The following is a 17,512-nucleotide window of genomic DNA, read 5'->3' as shown; positions in this document are numbered from 1 at the left end:
TTGATGCTGCTTTCCGAACAGTTACGTATATTTTACCAGCTAAAAACACAGAATAACAGGAAATAGGAGTTAAAGAATTTCTAATTGAGGAGGCCTGTGATGCTGATACGAGAGTTTGACGATGAAACAGTTGATTATGAGAAGAAAAACAGCGCCCGGAAAAACGGTGTGGAAAATACGGAAAAAAATGCAGGATCAGACGGCAACGAGCCGGAAGTAGAACAGCAGAAAATCAAAAATGAAGCGGCCAGGGAGGAGCGGATCCGGGAAACCGGCCAGGTCCTTCTGGAAGACAGTAAGGACGGCGCCCATTTCCACTTGATATCCGTCATTGGAGAGATAGAGGGACATGAAAATCTGTCCGGCAATACAAAGACCACAAAATACGAGCATATCCTGCCCAAGCTTGCCGAAATAGAGGACAGCGCAGAAGTGGACGGCGTTCTTGTTCTCATCAATACGGTGGGAGGGGATGTTAGCTGCGGCCTGGCGCTCGCCGAGATGATCGCTTCCCTCAGCAAGCCGACGGTTTCACTTGTGATTGGCGACAGCCACTCCATCGGCGTTCCCCTGGCGGTGGCCACGGACTATTCATTTATCGTTCCCACCGGAACCATGATGATACACCCGGTCAGGATGTCGGGAACCGTGATAGGAGCGGTGCAGACATACGACTACTTTGAAATGATCCAGGATCGGATTTTAAACTTTGTCTCCAGCCATTCTGGAATCGCCTATGACCAGCTCAGGCGTCTGATGCTAAATACGGAGATGCTGACGAAAGATCTTGGTACTGTCCTGGTTGGAGCGGATGCTGTGAAAGAGGGGCTTATCAACGAGGTGGGCGGAATCCGTGAGGCGTTGAAAAAGCTGAATAGTTTGGTAGCTGAAAAATGAGAACGCCGCCGGGACGGCTGGGGGGCGGGATGGTGAGGTGAGATTATGAATCTTCAGTCCCGGGATGAGGGTTGTCGCGGGTGGGGAATCCGGGCAGAAAAAGATTCCTGCGGGAAACGCTTGCGCTCTTTGGAGTACATAGCGGACACTAACCTCGAAAAGACCTCGGTAAGTGCCGATGGACTCCCAGGTTCCCTCCGGAATCTTTTTCTCCCTCCTCCCCCACAGGCAGATTATGCCCCGGGACTGAAGATGCGAAGGTTTCCGCCATCCCGAACCCCGGCCTGCGGCCGCTGATTTATCCTAAATTCTTTGCTCGGAGAATCCAGCTTTTGATTTAACCTGAGATACTGTCAGACTTTAAAAGTATCTCAACTACATAGTGGTAGCGACAATACCTCCTCCGAACTTGACAAAAGAGACAATCAGCCCCTGAAGACGGCGGACGGGGCAATACCCTTCGCTGAGTCTTCAGTCCCGTCGACAACCTGCCCGGGGAAGGAAGGAGAAAACTTTCCGAAGGGGACATTGGAGCCCGCCGGTGCTTAGACGGCGTTCTTTGACGTCTTAGCATCCGCTGTGCGCTCCACAAGCGGGAGCGAGTCCCCGTAAGAATTTTTTCTCCTGGATTCCCCTTCACCACAACCTATAAACCGGGACTGAAGACTCATACACAACCTCCCACCACCCCGTCCGCCGTCTTACAGAGGCGTCCTCACATCTCAACTCCCCCTCCTCATGCCGAGAAAAAAATGAGCTACCGCGTTGCTTTTTTACTCAAACTTTTGTATACTATGCTAAGTAGAAGATAGAAAATATGTTTGGAGGCTTAGATACAGTGGCAGGCACGAGCAGGAAGAAACAGGATACAGGCAGCAGGAAGAAGCAGGCGGGTACGACGAACACAAAGCGTTCAGGCACTGGTAGAAAAAAGGCGGCTCCGGCCGTTGAAGAGAATAATTTTATGGGAACGGAAGTGGCGATTATTGTTTCATTTGCAGTATCGGTGCTTTTGTTTTTGAGTAACTTTGGCCTTTGCGGCGCAGTGGGCGATTTTTTCCGCAAGGTGATGCTGGGAGTGTTCGGGAGCATGGGTTACGCGGCGCCGGTACTCCTCTTTTTGGGCACCTGTTTTTATATGTCTAACAGGGGAAATTACAGGGCGTTTTTGAAAATGGGAGCCGTAGTTATCGTGCTCCTTGCACTCTGCGGCCTGGATCAGATGACATTTGGCGGCGGGCTGAAAGAGGGCTGGAAACTGGGGCAGTACTATGTCCAGTCGGGAACCAGCGGCGATGGCGGCGGATTTGCGGGCGGAGCGCTTGTGCTGATGCTCTGTCCGGCCCTTGGAAAGGTGGGCACCTATCTTGTCCTGATCGTCGCTTTGATTCTGGGCGCCGTGTGCATTACGGAGAAGTCCCTGGTAAGCCTTGTGAAAAAGGGCAGCGGACGAGCCTATGAATATGCCAGGGAAGATATGAGCAGGAGACGTGAAATCCATGAAGAGCGCAGGGAAGAGAAGAGGCGCATGAGGGAAGAACAGCGCGTGCGCGGTGTGGATTTGGACGCCACCAACTTAAATGACGCTCCGCTGATGCGTGAATTTGCGGCCGGTATACCGGAGGGAACCCTGCTGGCCGCCGACGATACGGCCATGGATATGGAAGCGGATATCCCGGCAAAGCAGACGGTGAGCGGCGGGGAGAATATGAAACGGCCCGGAAATCCGGCCGATATTTTCCGTGGAAGCATTGCCATGCCCCATTATGCCGCTGAAACGGATGAAGAGGAAGAAGCAGCCGAATCGGAGTGGAGAAACGCTGAGGGCGATGAAAAACCGGCCCCCGCTTCGGACATCAAGAAGGAAGGCAGAAAGAGGGACAGGGGCAGCGAGGAGACGGATGATATCCTTAAGAACATCTATGTAAGGCGCGATACCAGGACCTTTGAAGAATTTTCCGGTGAGGAGCGCGAGATAGGCGGCAGGCACCCCGGTTTTACAGCCGTGAACACGTCCGATTATGCGGAGGAGGAAATCCCCTGGGACGGTGGAGAGGATCCGGAGGGCTACTATACGGAATCTTATGTGGAGCCGTCTCCCGAGCCGGAGCATTTTGACGATTCGGAACAGGTGAACCGTTTCTATGATGAATATGAAGGAACCGAGCCGTACGGAAGCGCGGAGGCAAACTACATAGAAGATGAAATTTACGAAGATACGGACGCAGGCGCACCGGAAGACGAAGGGCTTAATTATGACAGTTTCTATATCCCGGAGGAGCCTAAGACCGTTGTCACGTCATCGGGCAAGGTGATCGAGACGGATACGGAGATGGTCCGCAAGACCATGGAGAAGAAGAGGGCGGAGAAAAAAGCCCGGCCCGAGGACGAATTGAGCGTCAATGAACAGATTGAAAAAAGAGCCGAGGCCGATAAGGTCGTCAAGAAGGAATACAAGGTTCCTCCGCTGGATTTACTGAAAAAGGGAACAAAGAACAACGGAGGATTTTCCGAAAAAGAGTATAAGGAGACGGCCATCAAGCTGCAGCAGACACTGCAGAATTTCGGCGTCGGCGTTACGGTTACCAATATCAGCTGCGGTCCGTCCGTAACAAGGTATGAGCTTCACCCGGAACAGGGCGTGAAGGTCAGCAAGATTGTCGCGCTCTCGGATGACATCAAGCTCAACCTGGCAGCCGCGGATATCCGTATCGAGGCTCCGATCCCCGGAAAAGCGGCCGTAGGCATCGAGGTTCCCAATAAGGAAAATAACGTGGTCCTGCTCCGCGATCTGCTGGAGTCGGAGGACTTTAAACGTCACGGTTCCCGGATGGCGTTCGCCGTCGGCAAGGATATCGCGGGACAGGTGGTTGTGACCGATATTGCGAAGATGCCCCATCTTCTGATTGCCGGCGCCACCGGTTCCGGTAAATCGGTGTGTATCAATACGCTCATTATGAGTATGATTTACAAAGCAAAACCCGACGAGGTCAAGCTTATCATGATTGACCCGAAAGTCGTGGAACTCAGCGTATACAACGGAATCCCGCATCTTCTGATTCCGGTTGTAACCGATCCGAAGAAGGCGTCCGGCGCCCTGAACTGGGCCGTGGCGGAGATGACGGACCGCTATAATAAATTTGCCAAATACAATGTCAGGGATTTAAAAGGCTACAACGAAAAGGTAGAGTCCATTGCAGATGTTGACGATGATAAGAAGCCGGAGAAGCTTCCACAGATTGTCATTATCGTGGACGAGCTTGCGGATCTTATGATGGTAGCCCCGGGTGAGGTGGAGGATTCCATCTGCCGTCTGGCCCAGCTGGCCCGCGCCGCAGGCATCCATCTTGTTATTGCCACCCAGAGGCCGTCTGTCAATGTCATTACGGGTCTCATTAAGGCTAATATTCCGTCCAGAATCGCATTCTCCGTATCATCGGGCGTGGATTCCAGGACAATTATCGATATGAACGGTGCGGAGAAGCTGCTTGGAAAGGGAGATATGCTCTTTTATCCTTCCGGTTACCAGAAACCGCAGCGTGTGCAGGGCGCCTTTGTCTCGGATCAGGAGGTATCGCGCGTCGTTGAATTCCTGACGGAGCAGGGAATGACGGCAGATTATAATCCCGAGGTGGAGTCCAAAATCAGCACCGCGTCCTTCAGTGACGGTCCTTCCGGAGGCAGTGACCGGGATGCCTATTTTGTCCAGGCGGGCCGGTTTATTATTGAGAAAGACAAGGCATCTATCGGAATGCTGCAGAGAATGTTCAAGATCGGTTTCAACAGGGCCGCCAGAATCATGGATCAGTTAGCCGACGCAGGCGTTGTCGGGGAAGAGGAGGGCACAAAGCCCAGAAAAGTCCTGATGACCATGGAACAGTTCGAGAATATGATGAGTGAATAACAGGGTACGGCGGGTAATTGACGCATGGAAGTGATTGTTTTGCCCTGAAATGCGTATGATAAATCAGGAGGAACTACAATGAAACTTAGAGAATGGCTTAGTGAGATGAAATATGAGCTTCTGCAGGGAAAACTGGACGAAGAGGTAAACGAGGTGGTCTACGACTCCAGGAAGGCCGTGGAGCATTCGGTGTTTATCTGCATGCGGGGAGCGAATGTGGATTCCCACAAATTTATCCCGGACGTCATTGCAAAGGGAACCAGGGTTCTGGTGACGGAGGAGGCGGTGGAAGTGCCTTCCGATATCACGGTTTTAAAGGTTGAAAACGGAAGGAATGCCCTTTCCCTGCTTTCGGCCGCCCGTTTTGGATACCCGGCCAGAAAGATGACGACGATAGGCGTGACAGGAACAAAAGGAAAGACCACATCGACTTATATGATAAAAGCGATCCTGGAGGCGGCGGGGGAAAAAACCGGCCTGATAGGTACCAATGGGGCGATTATCGGGGAGGAACATTACCAGACCATGAATACCACCCCGGAATCCTATCTCCTGCAGCAGTATTTTGCAAAGATGGTGGAACAGGGCTGCCGCTACATGGTGATGGAAGTCTCCTCCCAGAGCTATCTGATGCACCGGGTGGATGGAATCTTTTTCGACTATTCCATCTTCCTCAATATTTCCAACGATCATATCGGACCGAATGAGCATGCCAGTTTTGAGGAATATCTTTACTATAAAAAACAGCTTCTGCAGAACAGCCGCCTATGCCTCGTGAACCGGGACGACGGACATTACAGTGATATCATCGAGGGCTCTAAAGCGGAGATTAAGACATTTTCAATGGAGCACGACGCGGACTTCCGGGCCGGGGATGTGAAGTACATAAGGGAAGACAATTTCGTCGGCCTTGATTTTAAGATGACCGGGGAGTACAACATCGAACTCCGGGTGAATGTCCCGGGACTTTTCAATGTTTATAATGCGATGGCTGCCGCAGGAGTGTGCAGTTATCTGGGGTTACCGGCGGATAAGGTGGCTCACGCCATGGAACACATGCAGGTGGACGGCCGGATGGAGATTGTCTACAAATCGGCAAAGTGCACGGTGATCGTCGATTACGCCCACAATGCGGTCAGCATGGAGAGCCTTTTAAGGACCCTCAGGGACTACAACCCCAGGCGCCTCGTCGTTGTCTTCGGCTGCGGCGGGAACCGGGCGAAGGACAGAAGGTATTCCATGGGAGAAATCGGCGGAAAACTGGCGGATCTTTCGATTATTACGGCGGACAATTCACGTTTTGAGAAGGTGGAAGACATCCTCACGGATATTAAAACAGGCCTTGCCAGGACGACGGGAAAGTTCATCGAGATTCCAGACCGGCGGGAAGCCATCGAATACAGCCTGTCTCACGCAGAAGACGGAGATATCATCGCGATAATCGGTAAAGGACATGAGAATTACCAGGAAATCGAGGGCGTAAGGCATCCGTTCTTAGACAGGACCGTGGTGGAGGAAGCCGTCAAAAAGCTTGGGATGTTAGAATAGAAGAGATATGGAGCATTCAGACAATGGAAAATATCAGGGTAAAAGAGATTGTGGAGGCGGTAAACGGCCGTCTCCTCTGCGGCAGTGATGAAACGCCGTTAAAACATATAAGCATTGATTCCAGAAGCATGAAAGGAGCGGATCTTTTTGTGCCCCTGATCGGTGAAAAGGCGGATGCACACGGTTTTTTAAAGCAGGCCTTTGAAAACGGCGCGGCGGCTTCACTGACCTCGGAGCACGATGAGGCGCCGGAGAAAATCACAGGGGCGCTCATCCGGGTGGAGGATACGAAGAAAGCCCTTCAGGATATCGGCAGGTATATCAGGGAGCGTCTCACGCTGCCTCTTGTCGGCATTACCGGAAGTGTGGGGAAGACCACGACCAGGGAGATGGTTGCGGCGGCGCTTTCGGCGGGTTACAGGACCTTTAAGACGCCTGCCAACCATAACAGCCAGGTGGGAGTCCCGATTACAATATCCGAAATTTCAAACGAAGATGGAATCGGCGTTTTGGAGCTGGGGATGAGCGAACCGGGGGAGATGGAAGTGATAGCGGATATCGCCCGTGTGGATACGGCCGTGATTACCAACATCGGCGTAACACATATTGAAAATCTCGGTTCCAGGGAGAATATCCTGAAAGAAAAGCTTCATATCCAGGATGGAATGAATGCAGGCGGAACCCTGTTTTTGAACGGAGACAACGATTTGCTTCAGAATGTGAAGGCCAAAGAAGGCTGCAGTACGGTCTATTACGGGCTGGGGGAAAACTGCGGTTACCGTGCCGTAAACATTGCCTTTGACAATGGCCGCCCCTCCTTTGATATGGTCCATGGGGACACGGTGCTGCCGGTAAGGCTGGAAGTGATGGGGGAGCACAACATATTGAACGCACTGGCTGCTCTGGCAGTGGCGGATCACTATGGCGTGCCCTTAAAAGATGCGGCGGAGTCGCTCAGGGAATTCGGCGGCTTCAAAAACCGCCAGCAGATCTATGTAACCGGAGGCATCACGGTGATCGATGATACCTACAATGCAAGTCCCGATTCCATGAAGGCGGGAATCCGTGTCCTGGCATCGCTTGCGGACTGCAGGAGAAGAATTGCCGTCCTGGCCGATATGAAAGAGCTGGGGGAAAACGCTCCCCTGTTCCACCGCGAAATCGGAACCTTCCTGACGGGACAGCCGGTGGATGAAGTAGTGGTTTACGGGGAACTGGCAGAGGAGATTGCAAAAGGTGCGGAAGGGAAAATCAAAACCGCAGTCTTTAAAGAGGCGCAGAAGGAAGAGATGACGCAGTATCTTGAAACACTTCTTCTGGAAGGCGACGCCGTGCTTTTCAAAGGTTCCAACAGCATGAAGCTGGGGGAGACGGCTGCACACTTTATCCGGAGAGGAACGATTGAATGACAAAATACACCTATGCCGATATAATTATTGATATATCCCATGAGAAGGTAGACCGTACGTTTCAGTACAGGATACCGGAAGAATTGGCGGGAGAAATCTATGTGGGGGTGCGCGTTAAGGTGCCCTTCGGCAATGGGAACGCGGCCCGTAACGGGTTCGTGGTAGGCTTAAGCAACACGCCTGAATTTGATACGGAACGGATGAAAGAGATAGCTGGGGTTGTGACCGGGAGTATATCGGTCCAGTCCCAGCTAATTCAGCTTGCATGGTGGATGCGTAAGACATACGGTTCCACGATGAACCAGGCGCTTAAAACGGTCCTTCCGGTCAAGCAGAAGATGAAGCCGAAGGAGAAGAAGAGCATCCGCTGCCTGCTTGAAAAAGAGGAGCTTCGGGATGCCATAGCCGAGGCGGAGAAAAAGAATTATAAGGCCAGGCTCCGGCTGTTGAAAGCGCTTGCCGAGACGCCCGTGATTCCTTCGGAGGTGGCGGAAGCCCAGCTCCAGATCACGGCTGCTACGTTAAAGCCGATGCTCGAAAAGGGACAGGTGGAGATTTTAAAGAGGGAGGTATACAGGACTCCCTTCAAATCCCTGACCCACACCGGCGCCGCGGCCAGCTTGAATGAAGAACAGAAGGCGGCGGCCGGGCGGTTCCTTACGGAGTACGATGCAGGACTTCGGAACACCTATCTTCTTTATGGAATTACGGGCAGCGGAAAGACGGAAGTTTACATGGAGCTGATGGATCATGTATTAAACCAGGGCAGGCAGGTAATCCTTTTGATACCGGAGATTGCGCTGACCTACCAGACCGTCATGCGCTTTTACAGCCGTTTTGGGGATCGGATTGCAATTATCAATTCCAGGCTTTCGGCAGGCGAGCGCTACGACCAGTGGGAACGCGCGGCAAAGGGAGAGGTCTCGGTGATGATAGGACCCCGTTCTGCGCTGTTCACCCCATTTCAGGATCTGGGGCTGATTATCATAGACGAGGAGCATGAGGGCGCCTATAAGAGTGAAACCATGCCGCGTTACCATGCCAGGGACGTGGCGCAGAAGAGGGCTGAACTGTGTAGCGCCAGCCTGGTGCTCGGGTCGGCCACGCCGTCCATGGAGGCTTATACCAGGGCGGTGAGCGGCGAATACAGGCTCCTGGCCCTCAAAAACAGGGCGGTGAGCGGCAGCGCCCTTTCACAGGTGGACGTCGTCGATTTGCGGAAGGAGATGACCGAGGGGAATAAGAGCATGTTCAGCAGGAGGCTTGCACAGCTGATAGAGGACAGGCTGATGAAAAAAGAGCAGATCATGCTTTTTATCAACAGAAGGGGATATTCCAACTTCATTTCCTGCCGTTCCTGTGGTGAGGCTGTTAAATGCCCTCACTGCGACGTATCGCTCACACTCCATAAGAACAACCGTCTTGTCTGCCATTACTGCGGCTATTCGGTGCCCCTGATGAAGCTCTGCCCGTCCTGCGGCTCACCCTATATAGCCGGTTTCGGCGCGGGTACGCAAAAGCTCCAGGAACTGACGCAGAACGCCTTTCCGCAGGCCAGGATTCTCAGGATGGACGCCGATACGACGGCACGCAAGGGAGGCCATGAAGAGATTCTGGCCGCGTTTTCCGCACACGAGGCGGATATCCTGATCGGCACGCAGATGATCGTAAAGGGCCATGATTTCGGCAATGTGACCCTGGTCGGAATTATGGCGGCCGACCTGTCCCTGAATACGCCGGATTACCGCTGCAGTGAGAGGACGTTCCAGCTTTTAACCCAGGCGGCGGGCCGGGCCGGAAGAGGCAGCCTTTCCGGAAATGTAGTGATTCAGACTTACCAGCCGGAGCATTATGCCATTGTCACGGCGGCGGAACAGAATTATGAAGAATTTTACCGGCAGGAGATGGTTTACCGCAGGATGATGAGTTATCCGCCTGCCTGTTTCATGCAGGCCGTGCTCTTTTCGGCGAACAGTGAAAGACAGCTGGAACTTTGCTCGGGCCTTGCCCTGGCCGCGGTGGAGGCCATGGGATACACGGAAAAAGAAGTCCAAATCATAGGCCCCGTCAGGGCTCCCGTATACAAAGTTAATGATATATACAGAAAAATTTTATATATAAAGAGTAAAAATTGTGATATACTTGATAAAATCAGGTGTAATATCGAAACATTGGCGGCAGGGGATGAGAAGTTCAAAACACTGTCACTTCAGTTTGATGTGTCATAGCCTGATTTTAAGAAAAAGAACCATATTTACAGAGAGGGAATGAGAAATGGCAATCAGATCAATCAGAACCATGGGGGACGAAGTCCTCGAAAAAGAGTGTAAACCTGTTAAGGAGATGACGGAGCATACCGCTGAGTTAATAGAAGATATGTTTGAGACGATGTACGAGGCGAACGGAGTCGGCCTCGCGGCTCCTCAGGTGGGAATCAGAAAGCAGATCGTCGTAATCGATGTGGACGACGGCAATCAGTATGTGCTGATTAACCCGGAGATTACGGAGACGGAAGGCAGCCAGACCGGTTCGGAAGGCTGTCTGAGCGTACCGGGCAAGACGGGTATCGTCACAAGACCGGAAAAAGTAAAGGTAAAAGCCTTAAATGCAAAAATGGAAGAGTTTGAGCTGGAGGGTGAAGGACTTCTTGCAAGGGCAATCTGCCATGAATGCGACCATCTGAAGGGGCAGCTCTATGTAAGCCTTGTGGAAGGCAAACTGGAAGATGTGATGATGGAAGAGGAAGAGGATTAAGAATGAGAATTGTATTTATGGGTACGCCTGATTTTGCCGTCCCGACACTGGAGGCGCTGATCAGGGGAGGACACCGGGTGGAAGCCGTTGTAACCCAGCCCGACAAGCCGAAGGGCAGGGGAAAAGCAGTGCTCATGACTCCTGTGAAGGAGAAGGCGCTGGAACATGGGATACCTGTCTACCAGCCGTCCAGGATCAAGAAGGACGAAGAATTTTTCCACATCCTTGAGGAGATTGCTCCCGATGCGATTGTGGTGACCGCTTTTGGCCAGATCCTTCCCGAGAGAATCCTGAATCTCCCGAAATACGGCTGTATCAACGTCCATGCGTCTCTGCTTCCGAAGTACCGGGGCTCTGCGCCGATTCAATGGGCCGTAATCAACGGCGACCGTGAATCGGGCGTCACCACGATGATGATGGATGTGGGACTGGATACCGGCGATATGCTCGAGAGAACCGTTGTGACTCTGGATGCGAAGGAAACCGGAGGAAGCCTGTTTGACCGGCTCAGCACCGCGGGCGGGGAATTAATTCTCTCCACCCTCGAAAAGGCGGAGAACGGGACGCTTTTAAGGACCAGACAGCCGGAAGAGGGCGCCTGCTATGCGGGAATGCTTGACAAGGCACTTGGTAAAATAAACTGGGATATGGAAGCGGAGGCCATCGAGCGCCTGATCCGGGGCCTGAATCCCTGGCCGAGCGCCTACACCTCCTATGAGGGAAAGACGTTAAAGTTCTGGGATGCAGAGGTAGTTCCCTGTGATGATGCAAAAGCAACGCCGGAAGCCGTAAACGGGCAGATTGTCGGCGTTTTGAAGAACAGTTTTCTTATAAAAACGGGAAAAGGCTGCCTGAAGATTAATGAACTTCAGCTGGAAGGCAAAAAGAGGATGGATACGGGCGCATTTCTGCGCGGGTATCCGGTGAAAGAGGGGACAGTTCTGGGAGAATAATAATTGTCTTCCGGGATAAGTATGAAAAACGCCTGATAGGAATCGAGTGATGAAAGGAGTTTTTTATGTACGGTTATGGATACGGATATTATAACCTGTTTGATCCGACAATGATACTTGTTTTAATTGGTGTTGTGCTTTCGATGATCGCTTCATCCAAAGTACAGAGCACCTATGCGAAATATTCCAGGGTCAGAAGCATGACCGGGATGACCGGCGCCGAGACGGTCAAACGTCTTTTAAATTCCCAGGGAATATACGACGTGCAGGTGCGAAAGGTGGCCGGCAGTCTGACGGACCACTATGATCCGAGGAGCAAGACGGTAAACCTGTCTGAATCGGTCTATGATTCGGCATCGGTTGCGGCAATCGGCGTGGCGGCCCATGAGTGCGGCCATGCAATCCAGGACAATACGGAATATGTTCCCTTAAAGGTCAGAGGAGCCATTGTTCCGGTTGTGAACATCGGCACCCAGCTTTCCTGGCCGATGATTATCCTGGGGATTTTCATTGGAGGCGCAGGTTCCCCGCTGGTGCAGATCGGCATCCTTCTGTTTACGCTCTGTGTTTTATTTCAGCTTGTAACGCTTCCCGTGGAATTCAACGCGTCCTCGCGCGCCGTAAAGCTTCTCGATGAGACGGGGATCCTTTCCGGGGAAGAGGTCGGATATACGAAAAATGTACTGGGCGCAGCCGCGCTCACCTATGTAGCGGCAGCCGCAGGCTCTATTTTACAGCTTCTGCGTCTGTTAATCCTGTTTGGAGGAAGAAGAGATGACCGTTAAAGAACCGGCTCTCAGGGAGATTATCCTGGATATACTGCTGGAAGTGCTGGAAAAGGGGAAATACAGCCATGTGATTCTTTCACAGGCACTCACGAAGTACCAGTATCTGGAGAAGCAGGACCGTTCCTTCATTAAAAGGGTTGTGGACGGTACGGTGGAGTACCTGATTCAGATTGATTATATTATAAATTCATATTCTAAAGTAAAGGTAAATAAAATGAAACCGGTGATCCGCACGATCCTCAGGATGTCTGTATACCAGATCTGCCATATGGACCGTGTGCCGGATTCGGCCGCCTGCAATGAGGCGGTAAAGCTGGCTGAGAAGCGCGGCTTTTCAGGCTTAAAGGGCTTTGTAAACGGAGTGCTCCGAAGCATATCCAGAGGGAAAGCGGAGCTGAAATTCCCGAATGACTCCGTCCGGTATTCCGTTCCGGAATGGCTGCTTGCCATGTGGAAAAAGTCGTACGGTGAGGAAACACTGAAGGTGATGCTTGAAAGTCTTCTCACGGAGCGTCCCCTGACGGCCAGATGCTGTCTTAATAAGGCCGGTAAACAGCAGATTATCGAGTCCTTGACGGCGCAGGGAGTCACGGCGGAGGACAGCCGGTATGCTTCCGATGTCATCTGCCTTGGCGGTGTGGACTATCTGGAGAGCCTGGATGCGTTCAGGCAGGGACTGCTTCAGATCCAGGATTTGAGCTCCTCCCTGGCGGGGGATGCCGCCGGGATTAAGGAAGGCGATTACGTGATCGACGTGTGCGGTGCGCCGGGCGGAAAAGGCCTCCACGCCGCCGATATCCTGAACGGCACCGGCATGGTGGAAATCCGGGATATCAGCGATGCGAAAGCAGCCATGATAGAGGAGAATATCGCAAGAAGCGGCCTTGGCAATGTGAGGGCCGCCGTCTTTGACGCACTCACGTTTGACAAAGCGTCCGAGGAGGCCGCCGATGTCGTAATAGCCGATCTTCCGTGTTCCGGCCTTGGAATCATAGGCAGGAAACCCGACATCAAATACAATATGACTCCCGGGAAGCTGCATGAGCTGGCCTGCCTTCAGAGGGAGATTCTTTCCGTCGTTTACCGGTATGTAAAACCGGGAGGTACGCTGGTCTACAGCACATGTACGGTCAACAGAGAAGAGAATGAAGAGAATATGCGCTGGTTTATGGAACAGTTTCCCTTTGAACCGGTGAATATAAAAGGACGTCTGGGAGAAGAACTTGCGGAACCGACCATGGAGTCCGGGTATATCCAGTTTCTGCCCGGAGTGCACCCCTGTGACGGTTTCTTTATCGCAGTCATGAGGAGAAAACAGTAGTAATATGGAAAAAACAGATATTAAGTCGCTGACGCTTCCGGAGCTTAAGGATTTACTGCGGGAGATGGGAGAAAAACCATTCCGCGCAGGCCAGCTCTACCAGTGGATGCATGAAAAACTGGCGGCTTCTTTTGATGAGATGACCAACCTTTCAAAGGAGCTGCGCGAAAAACTGAGGGAAAACTGCACCTATACCACCCTGAAGACGGTGTGCGTGAAGATTTCGAAAATAGACGATACGAGAAAATACCTGTTCGAGCTGAATGACGGCAATGTAATTGAGAGCGTCCTGATGAGATATAAACACGGAAACTCTGTCTGCATCTCTTCCCAGGTCGGCTGCCGGATGGGCTGCCGTTTCTGCGCCTCCACCCTGGACGGATTGGAACGGAACTTAACCCCCTCCGAAATGCTGGAACAGATCTACCGCATCCAGCGGGATACGGGGGAGCGTGTTTCCAATGTCGTCGTGATGGGTTCGGGCGAACCGATGGACAATTACGATAACCTGATCCGCTTTATCTGCCTGCTTTCCGGAGAAGGCGGACTCAATATCAGCCAGAGAAATATTACCGTTTCCACCTGCGGCATCGTGCCGGGCATCCGGAAACTGGCGGAGGAAAACCTGCAGATCACGCTGGCCCTTTCCCTGCACGCCCCGAATGATGAGGTGAGGAGGGAACTCATGCCGATTGCCAGACGCTACAGCCTGGACGAGGTGATGGATGCCTGCCGCTATTATTTTGAGAAGACGGGGCGCAGGCTTACTTTTGAATACAGTCTGGTTCAGGGAGTAAATGACAACCTGGAGGAAGCCAGGGCTCTGGTGCGTCTGATTAAAGATCAGCATGGCCATGTCAACCTGATACCGGTTAATCCGATAAAAGAGAGAGATTACGTTCGTTCCGGCCGTCAGGCCATCGAAGCATTTAAGAACCTGCTGGAAAAAAGCGGCATCAATGTTACGGTCAGAAGAGAGATGGGGAAGGACATTGACGGCGCCTGTGGACAGCTTAGAAAAAGTTTTATAGACGACGAAAGGAAAGAGGGAGAATGAAAGCATACGCCTTGACAGATGTCGGCCGTGTCCGGCAGCTCAACCAGGATTACCAGTTTGCCAGCACAGAATCTGTGGGGCCTCTTTCAAACCTGTTTATCGTAGCAGATGGTATGGGAGGCCATAAAGCGGGGGACTATGCATCCCGCTATCTGGTGGAACACCTTGTATCTTACATAAAGGAATGTGACGATGGGAGCGCGGTATCTGCCATTAACAACGGAATCGCAAAAATAAACCGGGAACTGTATGAACAGGCTCTCACAAATACGGAACTGGCCGGAATGGGGACTACGATTGTCGCGGCGACAATCGAAGATTCCACCCTCTACGTAGCCAACGTCGGTGACAGCAGGCTTTATCTCATCGAGCGGGAGGGCATCAGCCAGATTACCAGGGATCATTCCTTTGTGGAGGAGATGGTCTCCATGGGACAGATGGACAGAGGCAGCAGTGAATATAAGGAAAAAAAGAATATTATCACCAGGGCCGTGGGTATCGGCAGGAAAGTCGATGTGGACTTTTTCGAAGTTCCATTAAAGCCGGGCGATTATATTCTGCTGTGTTCGGACGGACTGACAAACATGGTTGACAATTCAGCCATATTCCGTCTGGTGCTTTTGCCGGGTTCACTTCAGATGAAAGCCAGGGCTCTCGTTGCGCTGGCGAATCAGAACGGGGGCAGGGATAACATAGCCGTCATCCTTGCGGATCCCCAGATAAGCGAGGTGAATCCATTATGATGCTGCAGCCGGGAAGTTATTTACAGGACAGATATGAGATACTCGCCATGATTGGCGTGGGCGGTATGTCGGAAGTTTATCAGGCCAAGTGCCATAAACTGAACCGCCTTGTTGCTATAAAGTTACTGAAGGAGGAATTCAGCCAGGATTCTAATTTTGTCAGTAAGTTCAAGATGGAGGCCCAGGCAGCCGCCGGTCTTTCCCACCCCAACATTGTAAGCGTCTATGACGTTGTGGATGAGGGTGATCTCCATTATATTGTGATGGAGCTGATAGAGGGAATTACGCTTAAGAGTTATATTCTTAAAAAGAACCATCTGGGGGTCAAGGAGACGATCGGCATCGCGATCCAGGTGGCCCAGGGTATTGCGGCCGCCCACGACCAGCATATTGTCCACCGTGACATTAAGCCGCAGAATATGATTATTTCGCGCGACGGCAAGGTCAAGGTTGCCGATTTCGGAATTGCAAGGGCCGTGTCTTCCCAGACCATCGGTTCCAATGCCGTGGGCTCCGTGCACTATATTTCGCCCGAGCAGGCCAAGGGCGGCTACAGTGACGCCAGAAGCGATCTCTATTCGCTGGGAATCACGATGTACGAGATGGTGACGGGACAGGTGCCGTTTGACGGGGACAATACGGTGACGATTGCGCTGGCCCATTTAGAGGAGCCGGTGCCGCCCCCAAGCCGTTTAAACCGCGATGTCACCCCAAGCCTGGAGCGCATTATTTTAAAATGTACGGCTAAGAAGCCGGAGCGGCGTTATCAGGATGCGTATGAACTGATTGCCGATCTGCGCCACGCACTGGTGGATCCGGAGGATGAATACCTGAAACCGGAACCGCAGCTGGACGAATCATCTCCGACGGTGATCCGTGATCAGGGAGAAGTGGAATATGTACGTGATACACAGCGCCGCAATACTTCGACAAACCATGGGGAAGGATGGGATGATGGAATCGATGTTCCCGTCATAAGAAGGGAACCCAGAACTCCGGCAGCCCCTCCGGCCAGGAAAAAGAAAAAAGATCCTTCGGACGATGTAAACCCTCAGATCGAAAAAATAATGACCACGATCGGAATTATTGCCGCAGTCATTATCGTGGCCGTGGTTCTCGTCATCTTTGCAAGACTGGGAGGAATTTTTAACCTGGGTTCCGGGAAGAATCCGGATAAGAGCACGGAATCATCGGTTCAGACGGAAGAAACGCTCAACAGTACGGAATGTAAGGTGCCGCAGCTTCTCGGATTGAGTGCGGAACAGGCGGAGACGGCGTTGAAGGACGCATTCCTGAAAATAAGATACGAATACGACGACTCGGAAGATGAGAAAGAGGGTCTTGTTATCAACCAGAGCGTCCTGGCGGGAACCATTGTCTCAAAACAGTCTGAGATCGTTGTTACGGTCGGACTCGGAAGCGGCAGGGTGGACCTGACGAAGATGGGACTGACGGAAATGACCGGGGAAGAGGCCAAACAGGCGCTGGAAGCCCAGAAGTTACTTGTGGAACTGCAGGATGAACCGAGTGAAACGATCGAAAAGGGCAAGGTGCTGCGTTTCGAACCTGAAAAAGCGGAGCCGGGTTCGACGGTGAAGCTCTTTGTAAGTTCCGGTCCGGCCATCCCTCTTGTTCCGATGATTGAAATCACGGGAATGTCGGAAGAGGATGCCAAAACAGCCCTCGAGGCAATTGGCCTGACACTTGGAGAACGAAAGGAAGAAAAGAGTGAGGATGTGGCCAAAGGCATGATTATCAGCCAGGATATTCTGGCCCCGACCGATACTCCACAGGGAACGGCCGTTGGTTACACGGTCAGCACGGGCAAGGGAAAACAGTATGTGGCCGTGATTAACGATGATTTTCCGCTGAAGGATCTGTTCGGTCCCAGTTCAGGCGATATGCAGATTCAGGTCCGGATTGTAGCGATACAGGAAGTGGACGGAAGGCAGGTTGTAAATGAACTTATGCCTCCGAGGACAATGGGCGGCAATATCACGATTCCCGTCCATTACAGGATTCCGGGTGAGCCGGGGGTTCTTACCGGAGAGCTTCAGATCCAGGACCTGAGCAACGACAAAGTACTGAAGTCCTATCCTCTGGAATTTCTGGAAGTGGATGAATAAGGGTAAATGAGA

13 protein-coding genes are annotated in these 17,512 nt (G+C 52.2%); 12 read left to right on the top strand and 1 reads right to left on the bottom strand.

The annotated features are described in order from the left end of the window. The first annotated feature begins 99 nt into the window (after window positions 1–99). Complete coding sequence (locus tag V3C10_12830; protein ID WVP60204.1) at window positions 100–897, top strand: ATP-dependent Clp protease proteolytic subunit; 798 nt, start codon at window positions 100–102, stop codon at window positions 895–897. Between the two features lie 545 nt (window positions 898–1,442). On the opposite strand, the gene V3C10_12825 is transcribed toward V3C10_12830, so the two are convergent. Next, window positions 1,443–1,568: a hypothetical protein gene (locus V3C10_12825; protein WVP60203.1), complete on the bottom strand. Its 126-nt coding sequence runs from the start codon at window positions 1,566–1,568 to the stop codon at window positions 1,443–1,445. Window positions 1,569–1,714: 146 nt separating this feature from the next. Here V3C10_12825 and V3C10_12820 point away from each other — a divergent pair, with 146 nt between their 5' ends. The 11 genes from V3C10_12820 to pknB all read left to right on the top strand — a co-directional run bounded on the left by V3C10_12820 (window position 1,715) and on the right by pknB (window position 17,500). Further along, a complete protein-coding gene (locus V3C10_12820) occupies window positions 1,715–4,801 on the top strand; it encodes a DNA translocase FtsK 4TM domain-containing protein (GenBank protein WVP60202.1) in 3,087 nt (1,028 codons plus the stop codon). 78 nt (window positions 4,802–4,879) lie between these two features. Then, entirely contained in the window at window positions 4,880–6,349 is a 1,470-nt protein-coding gene (locus tag V3C10_12815; GenBank protein ID WVP60201.1) for a UDP-N-acetylmuramoyl-L-alanyl-D-glutamate--2,6-diaminopimelate ligase, read from the top strand. A 23-nt stretch (window positions 6,350–6,372) separates the two neighbouring features. Next, complete coding sequence (gene murF, locus V3C10_12810; protein WVP60200.1) at window positions 6,373–7,758, top strand: UDP-N-acetylmuramoyl-tripeptide--D-alanyl-D-alanine ligase; 1,386 nt, start codon at window positions 6,373–6,375, stop codon at window positions 7,756–7,758. Beyond that, window positions 7,755–9,986 (top strand): primosomal protein N', encoded by a 2,232-nt coding sequence (gene priA / locus V3C10_12805; protein ID WVP60199.1) that lies wholly within the window; start codon window positions 7,755–7,757, stop codon window positions 9,984–9,986. Before murF ends, priA begins: the two co-directional genes overlap by 4 nt. Window positions 9,987–10,032: 46 nt before the next feature. Further along, window positions 10,033–10,512: a peptide deformylase gene (gene def / locus V3C10_12800; protein ID WVP60198.1), complete on the top strand. Its 480-nt coding sequence runs from the start codon at window positions 10,033–10,035 to the stop codon at window positions 10,510–10,512. A 2-nt stretch (window positions 10,513–10,514) separates the two neighbouring features. Further along, window positions 10,515–11,465 (top strand): methionyl-tRNA formyltransferase, encoded by a 951-nt coding sequence (fmt, locus tag V3C10_12795; GenBank protein WVP60197.1) that lies wholly within the window; start codon window positions 10,515–10,517, stop codon window positions 11,463–11,465. Window positions 11,466–11,530: 65 nt separating this feature from the next. Further along, window positions 11,531–12,250, top strand: coding sequence for a zinc metallopeptidase (locus V3C10_12790; protein ID WVP60196.1), 720 nt, complete (start codon window positions 11,531–11,533; stop codon window positions 12,248–12,250). Then, window positions 12,240–13,574, top strand: coding sequence for a 16S rRNA (cytosine(967)-C(5))-methyltransferase RsmB (gene rsmB / locus V3C10_12785; GenBank protein WVP60195.1), 1,335 nt, complete (start codon window positions 12,240–12,242; stop codon window positions 13,572–13,574). The genes V3C10_12790 and rsmB overlap by 11 nt, the downstream gene beginning before the upstream one ends. Window positions 13,575–13,578: 4 nt before the next feature. Next, window positions 13,579–14,631 carry a 23S rRNA (adenine(2503)-C(2))-methyltransferase RlmN gene (rlmN, locus tag V3C10_12780; GenBank protein WVP60194.1) on the top strand — a complete coding sequence of 351 codons (1,053 nt, stop codon included), beginning with the start codon at window positions 13,579–13,581 and terminating at the stop codon, window positions 14,629–14,631. Next, entirely contained in the window at window positions 14,628–15,374 is a 747-nt protein-coding gene (locus V3C10_12775) for a Stp1/IreP family PP2C-type Ser/Thr phosphatase (protein ID WVP60193.1), read from the top strand. Before rlmN ends, V3C10_12775 begins: the two co-directional genes overlap by 4 nt. After that, on the top strand, window positions 15,371–17,500 hold the full coding sequence (gene pknB, locus V3C10_12770) for a Stk1 family PASTA domain-containing Ser/Thr kinase (GenBank protein ID WVP60192.1): 2,130 nt from the start codon (window positions 15,371–15,373) through the stop codon (window positions 17,498–17,500). Before V3C10_12775 ends, pknB begins: the two co-directional genes overlap by 4 nt. Window positions 17,501–17,512: the final 12 nt, after the last annotated feature.

It is taken from the genome of [Clostridium] symbiosum (assembly GCA_036419695.1).
Classification (GTDB): Bacteria; Bacillota; Clostridia; order Lachnospirales; family Lachnospiraceae; genus Otoolea; species Otoolea symbiosa_A.
The sequence above is the reverse complement of the archived record's forward strand: the minus strand, read 5'-3'. Positions and strand labels throughout refer to the sequence as shown.